A 19139-nucleotide genomic window follows, 5' to 3' on the forward strand; every position below is an offset into this window, starting at 1 on the left:
AGGAGACCACCGATGACCGCACGACTCCGTGACGGCCTGCGGCAAGAGGTACTGGACGCCAACCTGTCGATCCCCCAGGTCGGGCTGGCCACGCTGACCTGGGGCAATGTGAGCGGCGTCGACCGCGAGGCAGGGGTCTTCGTCATCAAGCCCTCGGGCATCCCCTACGAGGACCTCGCCCTCGACCACCTGGTGACGGTCCGTCTGTCCGACGGCGAGGTCGTCGACGGCGACCTGCGCCCCTCCACCGACACCGAGACCCACCGCTGCCTCTACCTGGCGTTCCCCTCCATCGGCGGCGTCACCCACACCCACTCCACTCACGCGGTGGCCTTCGCCCAGGCCCGCCGCGACATACCGGTCCTCGGCACCACGCATGCCGACACCTTCAACGGCCCCGTCCCCTGCACGCCTGACCTCACGGCCGACCAGTGCAGGAAGGACTACGAGTACAACACCGGCCGCGTCATCGTCGACATGTTGGACGGCGACGACCGGAAGGCGGCCGAAGTCCCGGCCGCCCTGGTCGCCAACCACGGCCCCTTCACCTGGGGCACCACCGCCCGCAAGTCCCTGGAACACGCCATCATCTGCGAGGCCGTCGCCGACATGGCCATCCACACCCTGGCCCTGTCCCCCACGGCCCCACCACCCCCACACCTCCTGGCCCGCCACTACACCCGCAAACACGGCCCCGACGCCTACTACGGAAACCCGGCTCCCGCTCCCTCCCTGTGACCGATGCCGCGAGCTCGGCGGTGACGCGTGAGTCGAGGAGACTCGGCCGCTACGACGAGGCCCGCGGCAATCGCCAGAGCGCCTGCACCGGCAGCTACACCGTCACCGGCAACCACCTCGACTACGTCGACGACACCGGCTTCACCGCCACCGGCGACATCCGCGACGGCGTTCTCTTCCACGAGCACCTGGTGCTCTACCGCGGAGACGATGAGCGCGCCCGACAGGGGACCTGACCAGCACCAAAGTCATGATTTTGATCAGGTCGTTCCATGCCCTCGTCCTACGAGCGAGGGCAGCTGGTCGTATGCGGTTACCTTCAGCCCGGTTGGAAGAACGCGAGCATTTTCCGGCCGGCGTCCGGCGACGCCAGGATTTCCTGGATGTACGCGGACTGCCGGCCGGCGGCGCTGGTGCGTGGGAACATCTCGCGTTCGTATTCTTTGACGGCGGCGGGAAAGTCGTCCGGGTGCGCGGCCAGCGCGAGGCCGAGCAGGGAGCCGTCGAGCAGCGCCATGTTGGCGCCCTGCCCCACCGGCGGCATCAGGTGCGCGGCATCGCCGAGCAGCGTGACGTCTGGCGTCGACGGCCAGGTCAGGCCGACCGGGAGAGTGGTGATCGACCGCGGCAGGACTGTGTCGTCGCAGGCTGCGATCAGTGCGGTGAACCGTGAGTCCCAGCCGGTGAACAGGTCGATCAGCCGCACCCGGGCGACGGCAGGGTCGCCGAACGGGATCCCACTGGTCGCGAACCAGTCCTCGGCGGTGTCGTAGAAGCTGAGGTAGATGCGTACGCGGCTGTCGCCGTTGCGCTGCGCCGACAGGGACTGTCCGTTGCCGAGCACCCAGTAGTTGCCGCGCCCAACCATCGCCGCGAGGTCGGGGTGGGTGCGGTCGATGTCGGGAATACCGAGCTCAACGACGTTTTGGCCGGTGTGCGCCGGTCGGGCGTCGGTGAGCAGCGCGCGGACCCGGGAGTCCGCGCCGTCGGCGCCGACCAGCAGGTCGTACGTCGCGCTGCTGCCGTCGGCGAAGTACAGCAGGCCGTTGTCGGCGGATTCGACCGCGTGTCCCCAGCGCACCGCGTGTTCGGGGAGAGAGTCCAACAGCAGGTTGCGCAGATCGGCACGGTCGACCTCGGGTCGCTCTAGCGGGGCGTCGTCGGGCGTGTCCTCCCGCAGCAGCAGGGTGCCGTCCGGCTCGAGAAGTCGCAGGTCCTGGCCTTCACGACGGGCAATCGTGTGGAACTCGTCGATCAGGCCCGCCTCGCGCAACGCCCGCTGCCCGGTCCCGGAGTGCAGATCAAGCATGCCGCCCTGACCGCGCGCGCCGCGCGACGATTCCCGTTCGTACACGACGGCGTCGATGCCGTTCACGTGCAGCACACGGGCAAGGGCCAGGCCGCCCAAGCCGGCTCCGACGATGGTGATGGTCATGGTTGCCTCCGATTCACCGAATTGCCTGCTCGCGGAAGATCGGCCCGTGTGCGCGCGGGCCACCATCGGCGGGGCGCCGCACGCGATCCCGGACTCGCCGATCACCTCGGCCGGGAATGTGGCCGGCCGGCCCGCCTCGGCCGCCTCGGCGAGGCGCGACCACCAGCGCGTGCCGGCCGGCGGCGACGGCCTGCCGGGCGCCGCGCCGCGCCTCGGTGGGCGCGGCTAACGCGCCTGTGTACGACGCCCTGGTCGCCGGCGAGAACGGCGCCGGCGCGTCGTCGCTCACCATGCCCTCGTCCTCGCCTGTCCCAACGACCGGTTCCGGCGCGCTGATCAGCCGGTTCACCGACGGAGCCGGGGCGCGAGGACCGTGCGCACGACGTTGGCCACGTTGCTCGCGGCGGATCCGTCCTCTTCTCCGGGTTCCGGTTCCAGCACACGCTGGATCTGCAGCAGCAGCTGGTTGGTCGACTGCCAGAGCGGGACGAACATGCCGGCCACCGGCCCGACGCCCTGGATCGGGCCGTTGGACAGCTCGGTGACCTTCTGGGCGATCGTGACCGTTGTCGGGTCCCGCAGGATCACGTGCACCTCATCGTCGACCAGCCGGATCTCCATCTTGCGCGCGGCGGCCTCCTCCGGGTTCGCGTCCGTGGTCGTCTCCGGATCCAGTTCGTCGATCTTGGCGGCGACCGCGTCCGGGTCGACGCCGAGTTCGCGCAGCACCTTGGCCGCCATGCTGTTCTCCGCCCGCAGCATCGCCTCAAGCAGGTGATGGCTGCCGACCGGTGCGCCACCGGCCAGCGCTCTGGCGGCGGACACGGTGTCCTCGGTGGCGGATGTGCCGGCCGGCCACGGGCCGGCCGCGACGTCCTGCGATCCCTCCGATGACGCCAGCACCGCGGCACGGATCTTGCTGATCGGACTGATCCGCTCGGCAAGTACCTTCGCGCCGACGCCCTCACCTTCACTGACCAGGGCAAGCAGGATGTGTTCCGTACCGATGTAGGTGTGGTGCAGCTGCTGCGCCTCGCGCAGGGCGAGGTCCAGCGTCTTCTTCGCGCGCGGCGCGAACGGGATATGGCCGCTCAGCTCCTGCGTGCCGGGCTGGACCACCGCGGCGATATCGACCTGCGCCGTCTCCTTGTCGTACCCGAGCTGGTGCAGAACCTTCGCCGCCATGCTGTTCGGCGCGTCGAGCAGCCCCAACAGGATGTGCTCCGTGCCGATGTAGTCGTGCTTGAGCAGCCTCGCCTCCTCCTGAGCCGTGACGACCACCCTGCGGGCTTCCACCGTGAACCTTTCAAAAGTCATGGTTCCATGGTCTCAACCATGTCAATACACTGTTATTGATAGGGTCACCGCGGTGAAGGGAGGGTGTGATGGAGACACCGTCGGACTGGGAGGACCGGCTCGCGCGCTGGCAGAACGAGCTGGAGCTGTTCGAGCGGCTGGACGAGACACCCTGGGTCACGCTGGCCAAGGCGGAGGCCGAGACCGGCGTTTCCCGCTCGGCCCTGCGGTCCTGGTACCGCAATGGCGAGATCCGGTCCCGGCTCGTGGACGGCCCGAACGGGCCGCAGCGCCTGGTCCAGCTGGACGCGGTGATCGAGCGCGCCGCCGCGTCACCGCGCATTCAGCGCAGGGCGGAACGGGAAGTCAGTCTGGAAGCCCAGGTCACCCTGCTTCGGCACCGGGTCGACCAGCTTGAGCTGCGGCTGGCCGCGCTGGAGCGGAAGGACAACCGGTGAAGCGTCGAAGTGACCCGCACCCATGCCGTGCGCATCCGGCCATCTCTGGAGTTTGACGTGATCGCCGTGAGAGCCACTGGCGTGCGGCGACCACCCCCTTTGGCGGTGCTCTTCGCCCCCGGCCTCAGGGGGCGATCTTGTCCAGGCAAGCAGACAATGAGCGCGAGGGATCCTCTCGCGGCTGAGACGGGATGTGTGGCTCTGCGGTCCGGAGGTCGTGGGAGATGGGATCAGGGCGGCCATGACGGTGGAAGAGCAGATTCCTGAAGTCGGCGCATGCCTTCCCGTCGAGGGCTTGAGTCTCCACCCCGCGACGGTGGAGCGCGTCGGTCCCGCAGAGCCGCCGGACCTCCCGTCACCCGGCTCGCAGGACGAACTCGCATCCACCCGGAACATGGTGGCGCGGCTGAGGGCGGCCTACCCCTCGGTCGACGCGGTCACCGTCGAGGCGACCGTCAGGGCCGCGTACGACGCGTTCCACCAGGCCAGGGTCAGGGCCTACGTGCCGATCCTGGCCGAACGCCGGTCCCGGAGGGTTCTCCGTGCCGCCTGCCGCACCGCTCCCGGTCAGGCCATCGACGACAGGGCGGCCCCCTGACGCGCCGTGCTCACCCCGGACCAGCGAAGGACTGATAGGTGATGTCGGACGAGAGAGCCGAACGCATCGCGGAATTCATCGGGCCGCTACGGGTGAAACCGGGGTCGAAGGTGCGCCTGGAGCGGGACTTCGATCCTCGCTACAAGGCCGGTCTGAAGAAGCGGGAGGGGATCGAGCTGCTGCGGACCGGGGTGTCGTTGCTGGCCGAGTACCAGGAGCGGCTGGCCGCCCAGGACACGTACGGGGTACTGCTCTGTCTCCAGGCACTCGACGCCGGAGGCAAGGACGGGACGATCCGCCACGTCATGAGCGGCGTCAATCCCCAGGGCGTACGGGTCAGCAGCTTCAAGGTGCCCTCCGCCGAGGAACTCGACCACGACTATCTGTGGCGCTACGGCCGGCGGCTGCCCACACGCGGCGAGATCGCCATCTTCAATCGCTCGCACTACGAGGAGGTTCTCGTCGTACGAGTGCACCCCGAGACCCTTGCCCGGCAGAAGCTGCCGGAGAACGCGGGTGGGCGGGGCCTGTGGGACCGGCGCTACCAGGAGATCAACCACTGGGAGCGCTACCTCACGGACAACGGGTTCAAGGTGGTGAAGATCTTCCTGAACCTGTCCAAGGAGGAGCAGCGCACCCGCTTCCTGAAGCGGATCGACCTGCCGGAGAAGAACTGGAAGTTCTCCGCGGCCGACGTCCGGGAGCGGCGCCGGTGGGACGACTACCAGCACGCGTTCTCCGAAATGCTGTCGGCCACGAGTACGAAGTGGGCGCCGTGGTACGTCGTACCGGCGGACCGGAAGTGGTTCGCGCGGCTCTGCGCGGGGGCGATCCTCGCGCACACCCTGATGGACATCGATCCTCAGTACCCCGACGTGGGGGAAGAGGCGCGGAAGGACCTGCTCGTCACCAAACGGGACCTGGAGCGGGAGGCCCCTTCCGGGGCGCCGGCCGATCCGTACGCCGACCGGCATCCGTCGGCCACGCGGGCCACGGGGCGGAGAGACCGGCCGAAGAAGAAGAAGAAGAAGCGCGGCTAGCCAGGACCTGTCGGAGCGGCGCGCGGCCGGCCCCGGACGCATCCGCGGCCACGGATCGGAGACTGAACGATGACGGTGCGTTCGCATTCCGTGGGAGAACCGCCTCGGGCTTCGGGGGACGACTGGTACACGCGCGCTCCCGAGGAGGTCGTGGCGGCGTTCGGCGTCGATCCGGCGTTCACCGCCTTCGCCCTCTGTCTGATCGTGGCCGCGTTCGAGTGCCGCAGCGAGACGGATTCGGTGCTGACGACGTCCACCTTCGACAGCAGGCAGATGAACTGGGTGGCACTGGCCCAGTTCGTGCTCGCGGTGCTGGTGACCCAGCTGGACGGCTTCCGCCGCATCCTCGGGACGACCCGGATCGACGCGCGGCAGTTCGGCTGGGCACTGCTGGCCGCCCTCGCACTTCTGCTCCTGTGGGAACTGGGCAAGCTCCTGGCCCGCCGGGCGAGAGGCACCTGATGCGAAGGAAGGTCGGCCGGTGACCACCCAGCACACCAGCCACGGGCTTCTCTCCCGGTTGCGGGCCGTTCCCGGGATCCGGGCGGTGTCGTCCTACCGGCGCGAGTGGCTGGTCAAGGACCTGGTCGCGGGAGTCGTCCTGACCACGCTGCTGGTGCCGCAGGGCATGGCGTACGCCGAGTTGGCGGGTCTGCCGACCATCACCGGCCTGTACACGACGGTTCTCTGCCTGCTCGGATACGCGGTGTGCGGGCCGTCCCGGATCCTGGTGCTGGGCCCGGATTCCTCGCTGGGGCCGATGATCGCCGCCACCGTGCTGCCCCTGGTGGCGGCCGACGGGGATCCCGACCGGGCTGTCGCGCTGGCGTCGATGCTCGCGCTCATGGTGGCGGCCATCATGATCCTGGCCTCGGTGGCGAAGCTCGGGTTCATCGCCGATCTGATCTCCAAACCGACGATGATCGGCTACATGAACGGCCTGGCCCTGACCATTCTGATCGGTCAGCTCCCCAAGCTGCTCGGCTTCAAGGTCGAGGCGGACAACCTGATCGGCGAGTGCGTCGGCTTCGTACAGAAACTCGCCGACGGCGCGGTGGTGCCGGCCGCCGCAGCGGTCGGCTGCTGCGGGATCGTCCTGATCCTGGTCCTGCAGCGTTTTCTGCCGAAGGTCCCCGCGGTGCTGGCGATGGTGGTCCTGGCGATCGCCGCGGCCACCGTCTTCGACCTGGGCGAGCACGGCGTCAGCCTGGTCGGAGAACTGCCCAAGGGCTTCCCGCCGTTCACGATCCCCGACGTCCGGCTCGCCGACCTCGCATCGTTGTTGGGCGGTGCGCTGGGCATCGCCCTGGTGTCTTTGGCCGACACGATCTCCAACGCGTCGGCCTTCGCGGCCCGCGCGGGGCAGGAGGTTCGCGGCAACCAGGAGATGGCGGGCGTCGGTGTCGCGAATCTGGCGGCCGGTCTCTTCCAGGGCTTCCCCGTCAGCACGAGCGGATCCCGTACGGCGGTGGCGGAGCGCGCGGGGGCCAGAAGTCAGCTCACCGGGGTCGTCGGAGCGGCGCTCATCGTCCTCATGCTCGTGCTGGCTCCGGGCCTGTTCCGCAACCTCCCGCAGCCGGCCCTTGCCGCCGTGGTCATCACCGCGTCACTCTCCCTGGCCGACGTCCCGGGGGCGGTACGGCTGTGGCGGCAGCGCCGGACGGAGTTCCTGCTGTGCTTCGCGGCCTTCGTCGGCGTGGCCCTGCTCGGCGTACTGCCCGGGATCGCCATCGCCGTGGCCCTGTCCGTCCTCAACGTCTTCCGACGCGCGTGGTGGCCGTACGACACCGTGCTGGGGCGGGTGCAGGGCCTGGAGGGCTACCACGACGTCCGCTCCTACCCGCAGGCCGGGCAGCTGCCGGGCCTGGTGATCTACCGTTTCGACGCCCCGCTCATCTTCGCCAACGCCAAGGCCTTCCGCGACGAGATCAGGCGATTGGCCGGCGCGGACCCGCGGCCGAGCTGGATCGTGATCGCGGCGGAGCCCATGACCGACGTGGACACCACCGCCGCCGACGTGCTGGAGGAACTCGACGAGACGCTCAACGCGGACCACATCCACCTCGTGTTCGCCGAGCTCAAGGACCCCGTGCGGCGCAAGATCGAACGGTATGAGCTCACCCGCACCATCGACCCACGACACTTCTTCCCCACGGTGGAGGCCGCCGTCGCCGCCTTCCGTCTGCGCACCGGAGCGGAGTGGACGCCCCCGGCCTCCGCCGAACAGCCCGCCCCGCTCGACCGGCCCGCCCAGCTCGACCGGCCCGACCGGCCTGGTCCCGATGCCGTGACTCCTCCGCCCGCCGACGAGCAGTGACCGCCCTGCGGGTGCGGGAAATCCGGTGGTCCCCCGGCCCCGGAAAACGGACCCGGACGTCGCCGCACCCGTACCGCACGCCGTAGGTCCGCCGGACCGGCACCAGCCGCTCGCTCAGGAGGCACCGCGTCCTGCCGCGACCCGCCCCATCGTCAGCGCCAGGCGCCGCACCCGGCGCCAGTCCATCGGCGGGGCGGCGCGCGGCACGCCGGGCCGGTGCCGGGGCACGCGCACACGCAGAGCGCCGGCCGCGAGGCGACAGCGCACCGGGGTGGGCAGCATCAGGGCCTCGCCGTCGACACCGACCGGGACGAGGGGAGTGTCGGCGTCGACGACGACCTCTTGGGCGGTGTCCGCGGTCAGCCCGCGGTCCTGCCCGCGCCGCAGCAGGAGTTCCGTCGCCTCGGCGGCGGTGTCGACGCCGACACAGAGCACCCCCAACTCGCCGGAGTCCAGTCGCCCTCGGCGCCCCAGTCCCGCCGAGTCGCCCCTCTCATAGGGATTGTTGCTCACCAGTACGGCCTGGGGACCGTCCATGGTCAGCGAACCGGCACGGACACTCAGCCGCGCGCCGCTGTGGTGCGTCAGCAGATCCGGCAGCATCTCCAGGATCGTGCGGGCCTTGTCGTCGCGATAGGCGGGACTCTGCACGACTTCCGCGTACACGCCGAACGAGGCGTTGTTGATGAAGACCTGCCCCGCGTTCACGTCCCCAGGCTCTCCCGGCTCTCCCGGCTCTCCCGGCTCTCCCGGCTCTCCCGGCTCTCCCGCATGGACGTAGCCGAGGTCGACGCGCAGTTCGACGCCGTCGGTCAGTGCTTCCAGGCATCTGGAGGGATCCTGCCGGTCCAGGCCCAGATCCATGGCGAAGTGGTTGCGGGTGCCGGCGCTGATCACCATGAAGGGAAGGTCGTGCTCCGCGGCCACACGGGCGACCGAGGCCTGCGTACCGTCACCACCCGCGACGCCGAGCAGGTCGGCTCCACTCAGCACAGCCCGCCGCGCCAGCTCGGCCACATCCTGCCGGTGGGCCGGATCCAGCACGACGACCTCGGCACCAAGAGCTCTGGCTCGCTCCGCCAGGTGGAACTTCTCGACCTTTCCGCCGCCGGAGAGCGGATTCATGATCAGGAACGGTCGCTCGGGCCGGTCGACGCAGCGCTCCGGCATGCTGGGCGAGGTGTCCTCGACGAGTGCGGCCCTGCCTGCGGAAACGGCCAGCGCCCAGAGACCGAGCGAGACCAGCACGACCCACAGCAGCCCGGCAGCCGTGTACAGAAGCAGGACGCCGAGCGGCGCGACGACCACCAGCAGCGCGGCCAGCACCCTGATCCAGCCGGTGTGGGTGAGCATCCACCACACGCCGACCGCCGTGAGCGCCAGACCTGCCCACCCCACCGCCATGAGCACGAGGCTTCCGAGCCCGGCGAAGACCACCAGCACCAGGAGCGCCGCCGCGCCCGCCGCCAGGGCCAGACGCGCGGTCCAGCGCCTGCTCATGGGACAACCTCCCGCCGCTCCACCGGCTCCGGGCAGGAATCCCGGGCACTGCGTGCCGGGCGACCCGACTACCTGTGGACGTTGAGCGTCCGCAGGCATCTATTTCAGGGTACGAGCGGTCACCCCGCGCGGCATGTCCACATGGACGCGGATGGCAGTACCAGCCGGGCCTTTGGACAGTCGCCCCGGAGGAAAGCCCGGCGGTCGCGCAGCCGGACGAGCCCGCCCTCTACGCGGCGGCTCTCTCCCACTCCGCCGCGTAGAGGGTGTTGCGCATCAGCATCGCGATCGTCATCGGGCCGACGCCGCCGGGTACGGGGGTGATGCAGCCGGCGATGCCTTCCAGTTCGGCCGCGCGGACGTCGCCGGTGAGGCCTGCCTCCGTTCGGTGCATGCCCACGTCGATGACCGCGGCGCCGGGTTTGATGTGCTCGGGGCCGATGAGTCCCCGTACTCCGGTGGCGACCACGACGATGTCGGCCGGCCGGGTCACGGCCGCGAGGTCGGTGGTGAACTCGTGGGCCACGGTCACGGTCGCACCGCGCCGCAGCAGCAGCTGGGCCAGGGGACGTCCGACCAGTTCGCCCCAGCCGACCACGGCCACCCGCGCTCCCTCGATGGGGATGCCCTCCGCGTCGAGGAGTTCGATGACGCCGAGGGGTGTGCACGGGCGCAGTCCGTGCACACCGCGGGCGAGCAGTCCGGCGCTGGCCGTGGTCAGACCGTCCACGTCCTTGGTGACGGGGATGCGGTCGATCAGCGCGGGCGCGTCGAGCCGGCCGGGCAGCGGCAGTTGCAGCAGGATGCCCGAGACGGCCGGGTCTGCCGCCAACTCGTCGATCACGGACGCGACTTCCTCCTGCGTGGCCTGCGCCGGCAGTGCGCGGTGGAAGTCGCGCATCCCCGCTTCCCGGATGGCACGCCGTTTGGCGGCGACGTACACGGCGCTCGCCGGGTCGTCGCCGACGAGGATGGTGGCGAGGCCCGGCACCCGCCCCGAGGCACCGGCCGCCGCGACGTCCTCGGCGACCTTCGACCGGATCTGCTGGGCGAGCTTTCTGCCGTCGATGCGTGTGGTCATGGTGCTGAATCCGTCTCGTGCGTGGAGGAGCCGGGCGAGCCGAGGACCGCGAGCCCGCACCGGACGGTTTCCCTGTCGATTTCCCTGTCGATGGAACGGGTCCTCGCTACGCGAAGACGATGGTGTGGTTGCCGTTGCGGATGACGCGGTCCTCGGCGTGCCAGAGCACGGCACGGGAGAGCACGGCACGTTCGACGTCCGCGCCGCGCCGCTGAAGGTCGGCGGCGGTGTCGGCATGGCTGACGCGTACGACGTCCTGCTCGATGATCGGGCCCTCGTCGAGGTTCTCGGTGACGTAGTGGGCCGTGGCGCCCACCAGTTTCACGCCGCGTTCCTTGGCTTTGGCGTAGGGCCCGGCGCCGATGAAGGCGGGCAGGAAGGAGTGGTGGATGTTGATGACGGGGACGCCGAGGTTCTCGATGAAGCCGGCGGAGAGGATCTGCATGTAGCGGGCCAGGACGACGAAGTCCACGTTGCCCTTCAGCAGCCGCAGGTGTTCCGCCTCGGCCGCCGACTTGTCCGGGCCCTGGCAGGGCACGTGGAAGAAGGGGATGCCGAAGCCGCGTACCTCCTCGGCCGTGTCCGGGTGGTTGGAGATCACCATGGAGATGCTGACGGGCAGTTGACCGCGCCGGTGGCGCCACAGCAGGTCCAGCAGACAGTGGTCGGACTTCGACGCGAAGACCGCCACGCGCTGGGGCACCGACAGGTCGCGCAACGTGCAGGTCAGCCCGTAGCCGTCGGCCAGACGCTTGCGCAGGTCCTCCTCGATGGCGGGTAGGACCGCGGGAAGATTGTCGAGGCTGAAGACGGTGCGCTGGAAGAAGGCGCCGCCCTGCGGATTGTCGGAGTACTGGTCGAGGGAGACGATGTTCGCTCCGTGTCCGCCGAGCACCGAGGCGACGGCGGCGACGATGCCGGTGCGGTCCTCTCCCTGGACGATCAGCGATGCCTGCTGGCCGGGGCGCGGGCGCCGCTCGGGGCGTGCGGGGGCCTCGTGGGTGAGCGTCATGTCAGGCTCCCTTCCTGAACCGGGCGACCCACTCCGAGGTGGTCCTGAGCCCGCCGAACGTGTAGAAGTGCACCTTCACCTCGCCGTGCCGCCCCGGGTCGTAGTGGGAGGCCAGGGTGTGGAGGAACCGGTCGGGACCGGCCGTGCCGATGAGGTTGGTCAGGGAGAAGCCGTACTTCTTGGCGATGGCGGCGCTGGTCCCCACGCCGAAGCGCGCGGCGTACGTCATCAGGCGGCGCACGCCGGCCGGGCCGGGGACGCCGATCCTGATGGGCAGGCCGATGCCCCGTCGGCGTACGTCCTCGATCCAGGCGAGGACGGGGTCGGCGTCGAAGCCGAACTGGGTGATGACGCTGCCGCTCAACTCCCCCTGCGCCAGGTCCGTGTGCTTGTCCTCCAGGGCCGACCACAGCGCCCGGTCCGGGATGGCGGGGTGGCCCTCGGGGTAACCGCTGATGCCGACATGGCGCACCCCGTACTCCTGAAGCAGCCCGGTGCGGATGACGGACAACGCGTCCTCGTACGGGCCCTCGGGGCGGGCGGGGTCGCCACCTACGACGAAGACGTTCTCCCCGGTGCCGTCGGCCCGCAGACCGGCGAGGAACTTCTCCAGGTCGGCCTGCGAGGCGAGACGGCGGGCGGACAGATGCGGTACGGGGACGAAGCCGAGCCGCTTGACCGCGCGGGCGGCATCCAGGCGCATCCGCAGGTCCTCGTTGCCGAGGAAGGTGACGTTGACGCGTGTGCCCTGGGGGATGGTGTCGCTGGCTTCCTGGAGTTTCGGGACGTCCTTGCCCGTCATCTCCAGGGAGAAGTCCTCCAACAGCGATGTGCCCACCGCTGCCGGGACCGTGGAACCGGGGTTCATCGTGCTCCTCTTCGACGTCTTGTTCTGCGGTGCGCCACAGACGGGGGCACCGTGCCGGCCGTCACGAGCGGGCAGCCGTGCGATGCGGGCGCCCGGGCTCGTGACGGGGCCGCGGTGACGGGGTGTGCGCCGGGTCCGGAGGCCGTCGGCCGGACGGCCGGAGCGGGCGCCGCCGGGCGGCGCACCGCGATCCGGCCGCTGTGTCCTCGTCCGGCGCTGTGTCCTTGTCCGGCGCTGTGTCCTCGTCCTCGCGCCTGACGCACTCATGGCGGACCGTGCGTGGCGGCCGGGCGGATGGGTCAGGCGTTGCGGCGGTACAGGGTGCGCGCGTGCTGGTTGAACGGCGCGGGCCGCACGGTGGCGCGGATGCGCGGCAGTCCGAGGTCGGCCTCGGGGTCGGTACCGGGGCCGGGGTGCTCGCCCCACACCACCCACACCTCGGTGCCGGGTTCGGCGTACGCGGTGTCGATCAGGGTCAGCGACAGGACGGTGCCCACCGGGTCGATCGACGCGGTCTGCATGGTCATGCCGACCAGGCCGGTCACGTTCTCCACGCGGTGCCGGGCGTAGGTGAGCACGAAGCCCGGGTCCTGGCCCCGGCCGATGAGTTCGCGCACGTCGTCGGCGTCGAAGACCAGGGTGACCTTCGTGCGGCGGACGGCCTCCTTCGCCTTCAGCAGGGCGTCCCGGCCCAGGAAGTCGTGGCGGAAGGAGATCATCTTGCCGTAGCCGAGCTCGTACGGAGAGGCGTAGTAGTCCTCGATGTCCTCCGAGAAGTAGCTGCCGTTCAGGGGGCGTTGGCCCTCTATGCCGAACAGGGCGAGCTGCTCACGGTATTCCCGCAGGTCGGGGTCGCTGTAGATGCCGGGCACCGGCGAGGGTATCCAGCCGCTCTCCACGCTGGGCGTGGTGTAGGCCAGGGCGCCGACCTGGACCAGGCCGAACGGCTCGCCGGCCTTGAGGAACGCCTCGTGGACGTACGCGGCGTGCTCCCAGGGGCCGATGAACTCGAAGCCGGCCTGGCCCGCCATGCCGTGCCGCAGGGCACGGAAGTGGCGGCCGTCCAGGGCGACCGGGGCGGAGTGGAAGAACTTCGTCTCCGGCAGCGGCCCGCCGAAGGCCCGCTCCACCACGTCCTTGGCCAGTGGGCCCTGGATCTGGTAGCGGAACAGCTTCGGGTCGCCGCCGCCCTGCCGGAAGGCGGAGGACGCGTCGGTGGCGAAGGCGACGTCGTAGCCGCCCTTCTCCGCGTGGTACTGGACCCAGTGCTGTGCGGCGGGGATCCCGCTGAGGAGGTACTTGTTCTCGGCCTCGCGGGCGAGAATGCCGTCCGTGACGATGTTGCCGTCCTTCGTCACCGGAACGTACTGCTTGGCCTGCCCGAGGGCGAAGTTCTCGAAGTTGTTGACGCCGTGGTCGGCGAGCAGACGGGTGGCGTCCGGGCCCTCGATCCACATGTCGAACATGTGGTGCGAGAGGTTGAGGAGGGCGACGCCCTCGTGCCACGCGGCCTGTTCCTGACGCCAGCCGGCGTACTCGCGCTCGACCACCTCGGGAGTCCACGGCGCGGCGCCCGGCTTCCACAGCAGCTTGATGGGCGATCCGGCCTTGTCGATGCCGTCCTGAAGACTGGGGATTGCCATGCGGCTCCTTCTCATCATCGTCCGCCCAACGATGGACTAAATCGATCTAGTGAGCGGCGAGGAACTGGCGGGGAATCTCTCCACTCCACGACTGAACTCGGCTCGGTGGGGCGGACGTTCGGGCATGCAAGCGTGCGTGCATGGGTGCATGGGTGCATGCATGGGTGCGGCTAAATCGATCTAGTGGGAAGCTAGCAGAGCGGTTCCGGCGTTGGCGAGCATCATGCGGCGCACTCATTGCTTGCGCCGGGTGAGCCCTGTGCGGCGGGAGGACGCGCACCGGGACGGGAGGAGCAGGCGTCCGCCCCCGGCTTCCGCATCGTGCGGCTGCCGGTGCCCGGCGATCACACGGCCCGCCGCGCGGTGGCCGCTGACTAGACTGATCCAGCGGCACGGTGCGGAAACGTGACGCGTCACAGCGGATCGGGGCAGGGTGATGGGCGGTTCCGGAAGAGTCACGCTGAACGACGTCGCCGCCGCCAGCGGAGTGTCGCGCGCCACCGTCAGCTTCGTCCTCAACAACGCCCCGAACCAGACGATCTCGGCAGCCACCCGCGAGCGCGTCCAGCAGGCCGCCAGCGACCTCGGCTATGTACCGCACGGCGTCGCCCGGGCGCTGCGCGAGGGAGCCTCCCGCGTCGTCGTCCTCAACATCGACTGGGGCCTGGAGGGCAACTACTCCCGCAGCTACGTCCGGGGCCTCGACGACGAACTGGCCGCCCACGACCACGTCCTCCTCGTCCGCCATGGACACCACACCCCCCAGGCGACCCAGCAGGTCCTCGACACGATCGCCCCCCGCGCCGTCCTCCGGTTCGGCGAGCCCTACCTGACCGGCCATGAACTGGACGACCGCGGCGGCGGCTGGCGGGACGGCCTCGCCGCCCACGCCGCCCTGCAGATCCGCCACCTCGCCGAGCACGGCCACACCCGCATGGCGCTGGCCCTGCCGGACAGCGGCACCCCGCTGGCCGAGGCGCGGCTGCGGTTCGCCGGCCAGACCGCGGCGGCGCTGGGCCTGGCTCCCCTCGCCTCGTTCGTCGTGCCCCGGCCGAGGAGCGCGGGCACCAGTGCCGTACGGGAGTTCCGGGCCGCCCACCCCGGTGTCACGGCCATCGCCGGCTTCAACGACGACGTCGCCCTGCGCACCCTGACCACGCTGCACGACCTCGGCCTCAGCGTCCCCGGCGACGTCGCCGTCATCGGTTACGACGACACCGAGTACGGCGAACTCGTCACCCCGGCCCTCACCACCGTCCACATCGACGCCGAGGCCCACGGCCGCCTCGCCGCCCGCACCGCCCTCGGCCTCGACACCGGCGGCCTGGTGCCCGTACCGGCCCGGATCATCGTGCGCGACTCGGTCTGACCACGAGGGGCGCGTCGAACGGCGTCATCTTAGGTTTCGTCCCTCGGGGTCCCCGTACGTGTCCGGCCATGGGCAGCATTCCGCTCACCGTCCCTGATCACGGCCGCCGCACGCGATCGGGGGAGGTGAGCGGTTCGGGTCTCGTGGAATCCTCCTGCCCGGCCGCGCCAAGTCGTGTGAGCCGCGAAGGAGTTGCCGCACCATGTGCCGAGCCGCAGACGTTGGAACATCCGCCGGAGAGACGACCACGGGGTCATGCACGGGACCGGCTCCGGAGACGTCACGCAGAGCGCTGCTGGGCGCCATGGCGGCCTCCGCCGTGGCCGCCGCTCCCCTGCTGACGAGTTCTCCGGCCACGGCGGCGCCGACGAGCCCATCCGATGCCGCCCTGTCCCTCGTCCTGCTGGGGACCAACGGCGGGCCGCCGCCGCTCGCGGACCGGTACGGCATCTCGTCGGCGCTGGTGGTGAACGGCCGGACCTATGTCGTCGACTGCGGCCGGGGCGCGGTCACCCAGTATCTGCGGGCCGGGCTGTCGATGCCCTCGCTGGCCGGCATCTTCCTGACCCATCTGCACGCCGACCACATCGTCGACTACTACTCCTTTCCGCTGCTCGCCGCCGGTGCCTCGGGAGCGCAGGGTTTCCGGAGCCCGATCGAGGTCCACGGCCCCGGGTCCGCCGGTATCTCCTCGACGGTCACCGGGGCTCCGGGGCCGGTGCCGGGCACCGTGGAGATGACAAAGCTGGCCGGGCAGGCGTACGCCGCCTCCCCCACGTTCTTCATGACCGAGCACGCGGGCATCGACCCGGCGACCCTGCTCAACGTCCACGACGTGCTGCCGCCGTCCGCTGCCGGCGCCTCGGCGGCGCACACGGCACCGGCGATGGCTCCCTTCACGGTCATGGAGAACGACGACGTGTTGGTCACCGCCGTACTGGTCCCGCACGGCGCGGTGTTCCCCGCCTACGCCTATCGCTTCGACACCGACCACGGCAGTGTCGTCTTCTCCGGCGACACGGCTCCGACTCCGAACGTCATCACGCTCGCCCGGAACGCGGACGTCCTGGTGCACGAGGCCCTCTACCCCGACGGGCTGGCGGGCCTTGGCCTCACCCAGGCCCTGATCGACCACATCCTGAGCACGCACACGGACGTGGCCGAGCTCGGCAGGATCGCCGCCGAGAGCGGCGTCGGCACCCTGGTCGCCACCCACCTCGGTCCCGGGCAGCGGAGCGTGGTCTCCGACTCGACGTGGCGGAAACTGCTGCGTGACAGCGCGCGCACGGCGGACTTCGGCGGTCGCGTGCTCCTCGGCACGGATCTGATGCACCTTCCGGTGCGTACGGGCCGGAGATGACGGCCTGCTCACGGGGCCGGCGGGAAGTCGCCGGACGACGGCGCGTAGACGGTGACGACCTGGTCGTATCTCTCGACGCTCCCTAGCGAGGGACGGCGCCGTTCACGGCAAGGGCAGCCTGATGGTGAAGGCCGTCGAGCCCGGCCGGCTGGTCAGTTCGACGGTGCCGCCGTGCGCCCGGACCAGGGAGCGCACGACCGCCAGGCCCAGGCCGCTGCCGCCGCGGTCGCGGCTGCGGGCCTTGTCGACGCGGTAGAAGCGGTCGAAGACACGTTCCTGGTCGGCGGCCGGAACGCCCGGTCCCGAGTCGGCGACCCGTACGACCGCCGTGCCGGACGAGACGGACACCTCCACGCACACCTTCGTGCCGGCCGGGGTGTGCACGGCGGCGTTGGTGAGCAGGTTGTCCAGCACCTGCCGGATGCGCAGGGGGTCCAGCCGGAGCCGCACCGGGTCGGCGCCGACCGTGGCCGTCAGCCGATGCCCGGGGTGGCCCGCGCGGAAGGCGTCCGCCGCCTCCCGGGTCAGCTCCGCGAGGTCGGCGTCCTCCAGCCGCAGCGGGGTCTCCACCTCGGCGGCGTCCAGGCGGGCGAGCAGCAGCAGGTCGTCGAGGAGTACGCCCATTCTGGCCGCCTCGGCGCGCAGCCGGGCCAGGTGCTTCTCGCGTTCCCCGGGCGCGTTGGCCGCCGCGTACTGGAAGAGGTCCGCGTAGCCGCGTACCGACATCAGGGGGGTGCGCAGCTCGTGCGAGGCGTCGGCGACGAAGCGGCGCAGCCGCTGTTCGGCCTCGGTGCGGACGGCGAGGGCGTCGTCGATGTGTTCCAGCATGGTGTTGAACGCGGTGCGCAGCTCCTCGACCTCCGGTCCGCCCTTCCCGCCGCCGGCGCGCACCGGAAGCCGTGCCGAGCCGGTCAGGTTGTGCGAGGTGATGCCGCGGGCCGTGTGTGCCATGTCGCTGAACGGCTTCAGGCCGCGCCGCAGCACCGCCCGGCCGACCACGACGAGCGCCAGCAGCGCGAGCGCGAAGGTGACGACCTGGACCGTGATCAGCTGCCGCATGGTGCCCTGAAGGTCCGCCACGGGCGCCGCCGTGACCAGCACCACCCCGGGTTCGACCTCGCAGGCGCGCAGCTTGTACGTGCCCTCCCCCGCGATGTTCGCGGTGCGCAGGATGTGTTCGGAGCGCGCGGGCGGCAGCGCCTCGGCGGCGGCCGTGAGTGCGGCGGTGTCCGCCGGTACGTCGGCGGGCTTGCGGAGCACGGCCGTGTCGCCCGAGACGTCGTACACGGCGGTGAACCAGCCGTAGTACGGCCGGCGCTGCACGGTGCCGTGGGCCGCGGCGTCCTTGGACTGGGTGACCTGGACGAGCTTCATCTGCTCGCCGAGCTGGCGGTCCAGGTAGTCGCGCATGTACGTCGTCAGCGCCGTGCCGACGACGGCGAACACGACGAGGGACAGCACGCCCATGCCGAGGGCCAGCCGGGTGCCCAGGCGCGTCCGGCGGTAGGTCCCCCACAGGCGGCCGGCCGCACCACGTATTCCGGACCCGGTCGCTCGGCTCGTCACTCGGCGACCTGCCGCACCACGTATCCGACGCCCCGCACGGTGTGGATGAGCGGTGCATCGCTGTCATCGAGGCCGTCGAGTTTGCGGCGCAGCCGGCTGACGACCAGCTCCACGACATTGGAGCGGCCGCCGAAGCCGTACTCCCAGACATGGTCGAGGATCTGCGCCTTGGTCAGCACGGTGGGCGACTTGCGCATGAGGTAGCGCAGCACCTCGTACTCGGTGGGGGTGAGCGTGAGCAGCCGGTCGCCGCGCCGGACCTCGCGGGTGTCCTCGTCCATCGTCAGGTCGGCCACCCGGAGCACGGACCGCTGGAAACCGGGGCCCGCGCTGCGGCGCAGCACGGTCCGCAGCCGCGCCATGAGCTCCTCCACCGCGAACGGTTTGACCAGGTAGTCGTCGCCGCCCCGGGTAAGGCCCGCGACCCGGTCGGCGACGCCGTCCCGCGCGGTGAGGAACACGACCGGCACCATGGTCCCGGACTGCCGCAGCCGGTCCAGGACGGCGAATCCGTCGAGGCCGGGCAGCATCAGGTCGAGCACCACGATGTCGGGGTGAAAGTCGGCGGCCCGCCGCAGCGCGTCCTCCCCGGAGTACGCGGTGACCGCCTCCCAGCCCTCGTAGCGGGCGACCGTCGCGACGAGATCGGCGATGGGAGGGTCGTCGTCCACGACCAGAAGGCGCACTTTTTCCACCTGCTCATAGTGCTTCACGTGTCTCCCGGCGCCATAGCCGCGGGCCTGCGTGATCCACATCGATAAAGAGTTGAAAGTCGTCCGACAGGAAAACGACAGCTCCGAGCGGGCAGGCTCGGTGTTCCCCACACCCGAACGAGGAGCTGCCCTCCGTGACCACTGT

18 protein-coding genes are annotated in these 19139 nt (G+C 70.5%); 9 read left to right on the top strand and 9 right to left on the bottom strand.

Features of this window, described 5'->3' with window-relative positions:
• Nucleotides 1-12 precede the first annotated feature (12 nt).
• Together araD and OIC96_RS09800 are read left to right on the top strand one after the other, a co-directional pair.
• Nucleotides 13-738, top strand: coding sequence for an L-ribulose-5-phosphate 4-epimerase AraD (araD, locus tag OIC96_RS09795; RefSeq protein ID WP_330308247.1), 726 nt, complete (start codon nucleotides 13-15; stop codon nucleotides 736-738).
• On the top strand, nucleotides 735-974 hold the full coding sequence (locus tag OIC96_RS09800; protein ID WP_330308246.1) for an Atu4866 domain-containing protein: 240 nt from the start codon (nucleotides 735-737) through the stop codon (nucleotides 972-974). The genes araD and OIC96_RS09800 overlap by 4 nt, the downstream gene beginning before the upstream one ends.
• A gap of 83 nt (nucleotides 975-1057) precedes the next feature.
• On the opposite strand, the gene OIC96_RS09805 is transcribed toward OIC96_RS09800, so the two are convergent.
• Together OIC96_RS09805 and OIC96_RS09810 are read right to left on the bottom strand one after the other, a co-directional pair.
• Nucleotides 1058-2173 (bottom strand): FAD-dependent oxidoreductase, encoded by a 1116-nt coding sequence (locus tag OIC96_RS09805; RefSeq protein ID WP_330310334.1) that lies wholly within the window; start codon nucleotides 2171-2173, stop codon nucleotides 1058-1060.
• A 345-nt stretch (nucleotides 2174-2518) separates the two neighbouring features.
• Entirely contained in the window at nucleotides 2519-3490 is a 972-nt protein-coding gene (locus OIC96_RS09810; protein WP_330308245.1) for a Clp protease N-terminal domain-containing protein, read from the bottom strand.
• A 68-nt stretch (nucleotides 3491-3558) separates the two neighbouring features.
• Here OIC96_RS09810 and OIC96_RS09815 point away from each other — a divergent pair, with 68 nt between their 5' ends.
• From OIC96_RS09815 to OIC96_RS09835, 5 genes are all read left to right on the top strand, one after another.
• A complete protein-coding gene (locus tag OIC96_RS09815) occupies nucleotides 3559-3927 on the top strand; it encodes an excisionase (protein WP_330308244.1) in 369 nt (122 codons plus the stop codon).
• A 295-nt stretch (nucleotides 3928-4222) separates the two neighbouring features.
• Nucleotides 4223-4525, top strand: a complete 303-nt coding sequence (locus tag OIC96_RS09820) for a three-helix bundle dimerization domain-containing protein (protein ID WP_330308243.1) — start codon at nucleotides 4223-4225, stop codon at nucleotides 4523-4525.
• Nucleotides 4526-4566: 41 nt separating this feature from the next.
• Nucleotides 4567-5565, top strand: a complete 999-nt coding sequence (locus OIC96_RS09825; RefSeq protein ID WP_330308242.1) for a polyphosphate kinase 2 family protein — start codon at nucleotides 4567-4569, stop codon at nucleotides 5563-5565.
• A gap of 90 nt (nucleotides 5566-5655) precedes the next feature.
• Nucleotides 5656-6027: a cation-translocating P-type ATPase C-terminal domain-containing protein gene (locus tag OIC96_RS09830; RefSeq protein ID WP_406502155.1), complete on the top strand. Its 372-nt coding sequence runs from the start codon at nucleotides 5656-5658 to the stop codon at nucleotides 6025-6027.
• Between the two features lie 19 nt (nucleotides 6028-6046).
• Nucleotides 6047-7882 (top strand): SulP family inorganic anion transporter, encoded by a 1836-nt coding sequence (locus tag OIC96_RS09835; protein WP_330308241.1) that lies wholly within the window; start codon nucleotides 6047-6049, stop codon nucleotides 7880-7882.
• 114 nt (nucleotides 7883-7996) lie between these two features.
• Here OIC96_RS09835 and OIC96_RS09840 read toward each other — a convergent pair whose 3' ends face one another.
• From OIC96_RS09840 to OIC96_RS09860, 5 genes are all read right to left on the bottom strand, one after another.
• On the bottom strand, nucleotides 7997-9382 hold the full coding sequence (locus OIC96_RS09840) for a diacylglycerol/lipid kinase family protein (RefSeq protein ID WP_330308240.1): 1386 nt from the start codon (nucleotides 9380-9382) through the stop codon (nucleotides 7997-7999).
• A gap of 229 nt (nucleotides 9383-9611) precedes the next feature.
• Nucleotides 9612-10463, bottom strand: coding sequence for a bifunctional 5,10-methylenetetrahydrofolate dehydrogenase/5,10-methenyltetrahydrofolate cyclohydrolase (locus tag OIC96_RS09845; RefSeq protein ID WP_330308239.1), 852 nt, complete (start codon nucleotides 10461-10463; stop codon nucleotides 9612-9614).
• Nucleotides 10464-10569: 106 nt separating this feature from the next.
• Nucleotides 10570-11475: a formyltetrahydrofolate deformylase gene (gene purU, locus OIC96_RS09850; protein ID WP_330308238.1), complete on the bottom strand. Its 906-nt coding sequence runs from the start codon at nucleotides 11473-11475 to the stop codon at nucleotides 10570-10572.
• A 1-nt stretch (nucleotide 11476) separates the two neighbouring features.
• Nucleotides 11477-12343 carry a methylenetetrahydrofolate reductase gene (locus OIC96_RS09855; protein ID WP_330308237.1) on the bottom strand — a complete coding sequence of 289 codons (867 nt, stop codon included), beginning with the start codon at nucleotides 12341-12343 and terminating at the stop codon, nucleotides 11477-11479.
• Nucleotides 12344-12642: 299 nt separating this feature from the next.
• A complete protein-coding gene (locus OIC96_RS09860; protein WP_330308236.1) occupies nucleotides 12643-13986 on the bottom strand; it encodes an aminomethyl transferase family protein in 1344 nt (447 codons plus the stop codon).
• Nucleotides 13987-14422: 436 nt separating this feature from the next.
• Between OIC96_RS09860 and OIC96_RS09865 the strand changes: the two genes are divergently transcribed.
• Nucleotides 14423-15355 carry a LacI family DNA-binding transcriptional regulator gene (locus OIC96_RS09865; protein WP_330308235.1) on the top strand — a complete coding sequence of 311 codons (933 nt, stop codon included), beginning with the start codon at nucleotides 14423-14425 and terminating at the stop codon, nucleotides 15353-15355.
• Between the two features lie 304 nt (nucleotides 15356-15659).
• Nucleotides 15660-16715 carry an MBL fold metallo-hydrolase gene (locus OIC96_RS09870; RefSeq protein ID WP_330308234.1) on the top strand — a complete coding sequence of 352 codons (1056 nt, stop codon included), beginning with the start codon at nucleotides 15660-15662 and terminating at the stop codon, nucleotides 16713-16715.
• Between the two features lie 102 nt (nucleotides 16716-16817).
• On the opposite strand, the gene OIC96_RS09875 is transcribed toward OIC96_RS09870, so the two are convergent.
• Together OIC96_RS09875 and OIC96_RS09880 are read right to left on the bottom strand one after the other, a co-directional pair.
• Nucleotides 16818-18281 (bottom strand): sensor histidine kinase, encoded by a 1464-nt coding sequence (locus OIC96_RS09875; RefSeq protein ID WP_330308233.1) that lies wholly within the window; start codon nucleotides 18279-18281, stop codon nucleotides 16818-16820.
• Nucleotides 18278-19036 carry a response regulator transcription factor gene (locus OIC96_RS09880; RefSeq protein ID WP_330308232.1) on the bottom strand — a complete coding sequence of 253 codons (759 nt, stop codon included), beginning with the start codon at nucleotides 19034-19036 and terminating at the stop codon, nucleotides 18278-18280. Before OIC96_RS09880 ends, OIC96_RS09875 begins: the two co-directional genes overlap by 4 nt.
• Between the last annotated feature and the right edge of the window lie 103 nt (nucleotides 19037-19139).

This window comes from Streptomyces sp. NBC_00775 (genome assembly GCF_036347135.1).
Lineage (GTDB): Bacteria > Actinomycetota > Actinomycetes > Streptomycetales > Streptomycetaceae > Streptomyces > Streptomyces lutosisoli.

Excerpts from the sequence above, each read along its gene's own strand:
- araD (WP_330308247.1), top strand. The coding sequence starts at position 13 with ATGACCGCACGACTCCGTGACGGCCTGCGGCAAGAGGTACTGGACGCC.
- OIC96_RS09805 (WP_330310334.1), bottom strand. The coding sequence starts at position 2,173 with ATGACCATCACCATCGTCGGAGCCGGCTTGGGCGGCCTGGCCCTTGCC.
- OIC96_RS09810 (WP_330308245.1), bottom strand. The coding sequence starts at position 3,490 with ATGACTTTTGAAAGGTTCACGGTGGAAGCCCGCAGGGTGGTCGTCACG.
- OIC96_RS09815 (WP_330308244.1), top strand. The coding sequence starts at position 3,559 with ATGGAGACACCGTCGGACTGGGAGGACCGGCTCGCGCGCTGGCAGAAC.
- OIC96_RS09825 (WP_330308242.1), top strand. The coding sequence starts at position 4,567 with ATGTCGGACGAGAGAGCCGAACGCATCGCGGAATTCATCGGGCCGCTA.
- OIC96_RS09840 (WP_330308240.1), bottom strand. The coding sequence starts at position 9,382 with ATGAGCAGGCGCTGGACCGCGCGTCTGGCCCTGGCGGCGGGCGCGGCG.
- OIC96_RS09845 (WP_330308239.1), bottom strand. The coding sequence starts at position 10,463 with ATGACCACACGCATCGACGGCAGAAAGCTCGCCCAGCAGATCCGGTCG.
- purU (WP_330308238.1), bottom strand. The coding sequence starts at position 11,475 with ATGACGCTCACCCACGAGGCCCCCGCACGCCCCGAGCGGCGCCCGCGC.
- OIC96_RS09855 (WP_330308237.1), bottom strand. The coding sequence starts at position 12,343 with ATGAACCCCGGTTCCACGGTCCCGGCAGCGGTGGGCACATCGCTGTTG.
- OIC96_RS09860 (WP_330308236.1), bottom strand. The coding sequence starts at position 13,986 with ATGGCAATCCCCAGTCTTCAGGACGGCATCGACAAGGCCGGATCGCCC.
- OIC96_RS09865 (WP_330308235.1), top strand. The coding sequence starts at position 14,423 with ATGGGCGGTTCCGGAAGAGTCACGCTGAACGACGTCGCCGCCGCCAGC.
- OIC96_RS09870 (WP_330308234.1), top strand. The coding sequence starts at position 15,660 with ATGGCGGCCTCCGCCGTGGCCGCCGCTCCCCTGCTGACGAGTTCTCCG.
- OIC96_RS09880 (WP_330308232.1), bottom strand. The coding sequence starts at position 19,036 with ATGTGGATCACGCAGGCCCGCGGCTATGGCGCCGGGAGACACGTGAAG.